4 protein-coding genes are annotated in these 7150 nt (G+C 73.3%); 2 read left to right on the top strand and 2 right to left on the bottom strand.

Annotation, left to right across the window (positions count from 1 at the left end):
- Positions 1 to 49 precede the first annotated feature (49 nt).
- Positions 50 to 1366: an ABC transporter substrate-binding protein gene (locus UW392_RS25350; RefSeq protein WP_320777431.1), complete on the bottom strand. Its 1317-nt coding sequence runs from the start codon at positions 1364 to 1366 to the stop codon at positions 50 to 52.
- Between the two features lie 209 nt (positions 1367 to 1575).
- On the opposite strand from UW392_RS25350, the gene UW392_RS25345 reads away from it, so the two are divergent.
- Positions 1576 to 3609, top strand: coding sequence for a beta-galactosidase (locus tag UW392_RS25345; protein ID WP_320777430.1), 2034 nt, complete (start codon positions 1576 to 1578; stop codon positions 3607 to 3609).
- A 129-nt stretch (positions 3610 to 3738) separates the two neighbouring features.
- The gene (locus UW392_RS25340; RefSeq protein ID WP_320777429.1) at positions 3739 to 5307 is read left to right on the top strand and encodes an arabinogalactan endo-1,4-beta-galactosidase; all 1569 of its coding nucleotides are present in this window, start codon (positions 3739 to 3741) and stop codon (positions 5305 to 5307) included.
- A 156-nt stretch (positions 5308 to 5463) separates the two neighbouring features.
- On the opposite strand, the gene UW392_RS25335 is transcribed toward UW392_RS25340, so the two are convergent.
- A partial coding sequence (locus UW392_RS25335; protein ID WP_320777428.1) for an asparagine synthase C-terminal domain-containing protein occupies positions 5464 to 7150 on the bottom strand: 1687 nt, incomplete at its 5' end.

Raw genomic sequence — 7150 nt, 5'->3', positions numbered from 1 at the left:
CGGCCGGCCGGGGTCCCCACGCCCCCGGCCGGCGCCTTGCGCGTGCTTCTCACTCCGCGACCTCGAAGCCCTGCTTCTCCAGGTCGGCGACCGTGTCGTCCTGCATCTTCGTGAGGGCGGGACCGAAGTCGGACTTGTTCTTCGCGGCGGCGGCGAACGCGTCCTTGAAGGTGGTGTACGCGACGTTCACGTTCGGGCCCCACGCGGACGGCGCCGTGGTCCCGGCGACGTCGGCGGCCCGCGTGTAGAAGTCCGGCTGGTTGGAGAAGTAGGCCGGCGGCTCGGCGAACGCGTCGCTGAGCTGCGCGGTCGTCGCGGCCGGGTAGACCCCGCTGTCCTTCGCCAGCGCGGCCAGCGCCTCCCGGTCGGTGTTCAGCCAGGTGGCGAACTCGGCGGCGGCCGCCTTGTGGTCGGAGTCGGTGGTCACGGCCGTGGAGGAGCCGCCCCAGCTGCCGGTCACGTTCTCGTCCTTCGACCACTGGGGCAGCGGCGCCATCTTCCACTTGCCCGCGGTGTCGGGCGCGGCGGTGGCCATGGTGCCGGGCGCCCACACCGCGCTCACCCAGGCGATCTGCTTGCCGGTGTTGAGCGCCTTGTTCCAGGCCGGGGTGTACATCGGCTGGTTGTCGATGGCGCCCTCCTTCACCAGGCCGCCCCAGAAGTCCGCTACCTTGCGCGTCGCCGCGTCGTCGATGCCGACCTTCCACTTCTGGCCCTCGGTGGTCCACCACTGCGCGCCCGCCTGCTGGGCGAGGCCCGCGAACAGACCGGAGTCGTTGGCGGAGAAGGTGGTCAGATCGACGTCCGGCTCCTCCTCCTTGAGCTTGCGCGCGGTCTCCGCGAACTCGTCCCAGGTGGCCGGCACCGTCAGGCCGTACTCCTCGAAGAGGTCCGCGCGGTAGTAGAACATCATCGGGGCGACGTCCTGCGGGATCGCGTACACCGCGTCCGAGCCCAGTGTCGTCTGCTGCCAGACGCCCTCCGCGAAGTCGTCCTCCGCCTCCCCCGCCTCGCCCGAGATGTCGGCGACCGCGTCATTGCTGACCAGCGTCGGCAGCGCCTGGTACTCGGCCTGCACCAGGTCGGGGCCCTGGCCGGCCTTGTGCGCGGTGAGGATCTTGGTGACCAGGGTGTCGCCGGAGGCCTGCTTCTTCACCGTGACGGTGATCTGCCGTTCCTTGCCGGGGCCCTTGTTCCACAGGTCGACGACCTTGTCCATGCCCGGCGTCCAGGTCCAGTACGTCAGCTTCGCGGGCCCGGACTGCGCGTCACCCTCGTCGGACGAGCCGCAGGCGGCGAGCGTGGTGGTGCCGAGTGCCACGGCGACAGCGGTGGCCACAAAGCGGCGGTGCTTCGTGTTGGGCATGGATCGAATCTCCCCTGACCGTGGCCTCCGCCCGCTGCGAAGGCCTGCCATGCGTTGCGCCCGGTGAGCCCGGGTGGTTCTGTGAGCGTTCACAGTAGAGAAACATCCAGGACACTTGTCAATGGTTGTTGCTGTGCGGTTATGTTGGCTCCGCGCCGTCGGCGCTGTGTGTGCACGTTCCCAAATGATCGATCGAGTGGGAGAGACCCATGCCGGAGTCGCAGCCGGAGACCATCCCCGTAGGCCTCACCGGGCTCGCCTTCGGTGGGGACTACAACCCCGAGCAGTGGCCGGAAAGCGTCTGGCAGGAGGACGTCCGGCTGATGCGCGAGGCGGGCGTCACGATGGTGAGCGTCGGCATCTTCTCCTGGGCCCTGCTGGAGCCCGAGCCGGGCCGCTACGACTTCGGCTGGCTGGACCGCGTCCTGGACCTGCTGCACGAGAACGGCATCCGCGCCGACCTCGGCACCCCCACCGTCGTCCCGCCCGTCTGGTTCTACCGCGCCCACCCCGAGGCGCTGCCCGTGGCCGCCGACGGCACCCGCTACGAGTTCGGCTCACGCGGCGCCATCTGCCACAGCAACACCGACTACCGGGCCGCCGCCGCGACCATCACCACCCAGCTCGCCGAGCGGTACGCGAACCACCCCGCGCTCGCGCTGTGGCACGTGCACAACGAGTACGGCGTCCCTGTGTCGGCCTGCTACTGCGACTCGTGCGCGGCGCACTTCCGCCGTTGGCTCGCGGACACCTACGGCACGGTCGACGCCGTCAACGAGGCCTGGGGCACCGCCTTCTGGGGCCAGCGCTACAGCGACTTCGAGCAGATCAACCCGCCGCGCACGACCCCCACGGTCGGCAACCCCGGCCAGGCCCTGGACTACCGGCGCTTCGCCGACGCCACCATCCGCGAGAACTTCGTGGCCGAGCGGGACATCCTGCACCGCCTCTCGCCCGGCGTGCCCGTCACCACCAACTTCATGACCGCGCTCAGCCAGTGCGACTCCATCGACTACTGGGCCTGGGGCCGCGAGGTCGACCTGGTCTCCAACGACCACTACCTGATCACCGACGGCCGCCGCACCCACGTCAACCTCGCCATGGCCGCCGACCTCACGCGTTCCGTCGCGGGCGGCGCGCCCTGGCTGCTCCTGGAGCACTCCACCTCCGGCGTCAACTGGCAGCCCCGCAACCCGGCCAAGGCCCCCGGCCAGATGGCCCGCAACTCCCTCGCCCACGTGGCCCGCGGCTCCGAGGGCGCCATGTTCTTCCAGTGGCGCCAGTCCCGGCGCGGCGCGGAAAAGTTCCACTCGTCGATGCTGCCGCACGCCGGCACCGACTCCCGAGTCTGGCGCGAGGTCGTCGAACTCGGCGCCCACCTCGACTCCCTCGCCGCCATCCGCGGCACCCGCACCGTCGCCGACGCGGCCGTCCTGTGGGACTGGCACTCCTGGTGGGCGCAGAACCTCCAGTGGCGCCCCAGCGAGGACCACGACCCCCGCGAGCGCGCCGACTCCTTCTACGAGGCCCTCTACGACCGCGGCCTCACGGTCGACTTCGCCCACCCGGAAGCCGACCTGTCGGCCTACCCCCTCGTCGTCGTCCCCGCGCTCTACCTGATGACACAGGCGGCCGGGGACAACGTCCGCCGGTACGTCGAGAACGGCGGCACGCTCCTCGTCTCGTACTTCTCCGGCATCGTCGACGAGCACGACGCCGTCCACGACGGGCCGTACCCCGGCGCCCTGCGCGACGTGCTCGGCCTGACCGTCGAGGAGTTCTCCCCGCTCCTGGCCGGCGACAGCGTCCGCCTGACCGGGCCCGACGGCGCCGAACTCACCGGCGACGTGTGGACCGAGTTCGTCGTACCGCGCGGCGCCGAGACCGTGTGGGCCTACGCCGACGGGCTCACCGCCGGCCGCCCCGCCGTCACCCGGCACCGCCTCGGCGCGGGCACCGCCTGGTACGTGTCGACCCGCCTCGACGTCCAGGGCCTCACCGAGCTGCTCGGCCGGGCCGCCGACGACGCCGGTGTCACGTCCCCCGCCGACCTGCCCCACGACGTCGAACTGGTGCGTCGCACGGGCGAGTCGGGCACCTACCTGTTCGCCATCAACCACTCCCAGCTCGACGTCAAGGTCGCGCTGAACGGCGACGGCACGGAGCTGCTCACCGGAGAACCGGCCACGGGCCGCCTGGCGGTGCCCTCGGGTGCCGTCAGGGTCGTACGGCTCGACGGCTGAGCCACTGAGGAGGTCCGCTCCCGCCGCCCTCACCCATCCCCCGGGGGCCCGCCCCCGGGGCCGGGACGGGTAAGGGCGCGGGGGCGGGCCCCCGACTTCACACCACCGTCGAAGGGACGACGAACACCCATGTTCCATCCCAGACGCACACTGAGGGCCCTCCTGCTGCCCCTGGCCGCCGGACTCGCCCTCACCGCCCTGCCGGCCCAGACCGCCCACGCCGCGAGCACCCTCACCAACGGCGGCTTCGAGTCCGGCGGCACCGGCACCGCCACCCCGGCCGGCTGGTCGACGTACTCGGCGGCCGGGCAGAACTCCGCCTCGTTCACCGAGTCCGGTGGCCGCGGCGGCGCGTACCGCCTGACCCACTGGTCGTCCTCCGCCTACAAGGTGGAGACGTACCAGTACCTGTCCGGCCTCACCAACGGCGACCACACCCTCACCGCCTGGGTGCGTTCGGGCGGCGGCCAGAAGTCGGCCTACCTCGCCCTGCGGAACTGCGGCAGCGCCGAACAGCGCACCGACCTGCCGGTCTCCTCCAGCGGCTGGATCAGGATCGTCACCTCGGTCACCGTGACGAACAACCAGTGCACCGTCAGCGTCAACTCCGACGGCCACGCGGGCAACTGGATCAACGTCGACGACCTCACCTTCACCCGGGGCCGCACCGGCCTCGCGATCAAGGGCTCCGACGTGTCGTCCCTGCCCAAGAGCGAGGCGTACGGCGGCACGTACCGGGCCAGTACGGGCGCGCAGGCCGACCCGCTCGCCGTCCTCAGGTCCGCCGGGCAGAACCACGCCCGCGTGAAGGTGTGGGTGAACCCCGCCGACGGCTACAACAACAAGGCCCGCGTCCTCGCCCTGGCCCAGCGGATCAAGGCACAGGGCATGAAGCTGCTGGTCGACTTCCACTACTCGGACACCTGGGCCGACCCGGGCAAGCAGACCAAGCCGGCGGCGTGGGCGGGGCACTCCTACAGCCGGCTGAGGACGGACGTGTACGACCACACGTACGACGTCCTGAACGCACTCAAGGCGCAGGGCACCACCGCCGACATGGTCCAGGTCGGCAACGAGATCAACGGCGGCATGCTCTGGAACGAGGGCTCCACCGCCAACTGGCCGCAGCTCGCGGGTCTCCTCAACTCGGGCTACGACGCGGTCAAGGCGGTCAGCCCCGCCACCACCGTCGCCCTGCACCTCGCCGAGGGCGGCGACCTGGAGGGCACCCGCTGGTGGTTCGACAACGCGGTGGCCAACGGCGTCCGGTTCGACGTCATCGGGCTGTCGTACTACGGCTACTGGCACGGCTCGCTGCACGACTTCCAGACCACCCTGGACGACGCGGCCGCCCGCTACGGCAGGCCGGTGTACGTCGCCGAGACCGCGTACCCGTTCCGGCTGGACAGCAAGGACGCGCACGAGAACATCATCGACCTGCCGAGCGAGCTCGTCGCGGGCTATCCCGCCACGACGGCCGGGCAGACCGCCTGGATGAAGGACGTCGCGAGCATCGTGGAGGCGGTGCCGAACGGCCGCGGCCTCGGTGTCTTCTACTGGGAGTCCACCTGGACCGCCGTCACGGGCAACGGCTGGGACCCGGCGGACCCCGCCTCCGGCAACGGCTGGGAGAACCAGGCCCTGTTCGGCTACGACGACAGGGCGCTGCCGGCGATGGAATGGTTCCGCCACCGTTAGGATCCGCGCGGTACGGGCAGGGACCGAAGGGCCTGGTCCGGGGTCCGGCCGCCGTGACGGCCGGACCCCTCCTCCGCGCCGGCGGTCCACGGGACGCCGCGGGCACGGTGGTACGGCGGCCTCAGCGGTGCGCCGGGCCGGCGGTGCGGGCCGAGATCACGGCGCTCCCTCGGTGGACGCCCGCTGCGGGGCGTGCGCGGGCAGGGCGCGCAGCCACACCTCGCAGCCGAGCGTGGGCTCCAGGGACCGCAGGGGCAGGGCGAAGACGTGATCGGCGAGGACGGCGCGGACGGCGGCCTCGTCGACCAGTCCGCGACCGGCGAGCAGCGAGTCGCCGAACAGGCGCAGCAGTCCGGCGCGGTGGCGGTGCAGTCCGTCGAAGACGTCCTCCCCGTGGTCGCCCGCGCGGGAGCGCCGCAGCAGATCCTCCGGGACCAGTCCGTGGACGGCCTCGGCGAGCAGGGGTCTGCGGCGGTGCGACCGGGCGCGTTCGTGCAGGCGGACGGCGAGCGCCGCCTCGACCACCCGGTCGTCCAGGTAGGGCGCGGCGAGCTCCACGCCGTGCGCGGCCGTCAGCCCGGCCGCGTACCGCACCATGGCACCGGCCCGGTGGACGGCCTCCAGGGTGACGTGGGCCGCGCGCCCGTGGCCGAGGGGGAACGGCCACTCGTGGGCGGCCTGCCGCAGCGCGTCGCGCACCACGGCGACCGCGTCGGGGCTCGCCCAGGCGGGCATCCGCAGGGGCGCCGTCCAGCCCAGGTGGGGAGTGAACGGTGACGGGAACGGATCGCGCAACTGCCCGCCGGCCGCGATGAGCCACGCCGAGAACGACCGGGAGTCGGCCAGGCCCCGCACCGTCGGCGCCAGCGGCCAGCGGCCCGGCGAGCGGCGTTCCCGCAGCAGGCGCGCGCCGGCCCACGGCCGGCACCGCAGGAGGCTGTGCACCGAGACGGCGGCGGCGTGGAACACCTCGTCCCCGCCGTGCCCGCACAGATGGAGCCGGGAACCCCGGGCGGCGACGCGCTCGGCGGTGTCGGTCAGCCGCGCGCCGGCCCGCACCCGGAACGGCGGCTCGGCGGCGAGGACCGGGCCGTGCCCGGCGTCCAGTCCCGCGAACATCGTGGGCGCCCCCTCGTACTCCGGCGCCAGGTGCTCGGCGTCGGGCAGCCGCGCCGTGGTGCGCAGGGCCCACTCCGCGTCGTCCCCGGCGGTGTCCAGCCGCGGGGTGCGCACGGTGACCAGGCGCGGGCCCGCACCCGCCGCGAGGTGGGCGACCGCACCCGAGCCCATGCCGCCGGAGAGATCGGTGCTGACCACCTGCCCGGCGGTACGCACCCGGTCGCGGACCGCCGCCGTCAGCGCCTCGCGGACGGCCGGCGCCCCCTCGCGCAGCGGCACCGCCGGCTCGGGCGGGCTCCACCAGGTCGCGGTGCGCTCCGCGCCGTCGTCGTTGATCAGCAGGCAGCGTCCCGCGGGCACCTGGTGCACGCCCCGCCACACCGGCCGGTCCCTCAGGGGGTGCGGCACCCCCGGGGTCAGCAGGCGCAGCGCCAGCGCCTCGTCGTCCACCCCGGCGCCGGTCAGCCGGGCGAGCGTGTCGGGCCGGTCGGACGCGACGGTGACCCCGGCCAGCCGGGTGTGGAACACCGCCCGCACCCCGGACGCCGTGCCCTGCGCGCGGACCCGGCCGCCGACCGAGGCCAGCAGGTGGGCGCTGCCGTCGAGCCGCCGCGCCACGGCGCCGAGGTCCGCCAGGCTGCGCAACCGGTCCGCCGCCGCGGTCAGTTCACCGCCGGTGGCCGGACAGAACCCGGCCACCGCCACCCGCGCCCGGCCGGCCGCG

The sequence above is a fragment of the Streptomyces sp. CRN 30 genome (assembly GCF_034105845.1).
The sequence above is the reverse complement of the archived record's forward strand: the minus strand, read 5'-3'. Positions and strand labels throughout refer to the sequence as shown.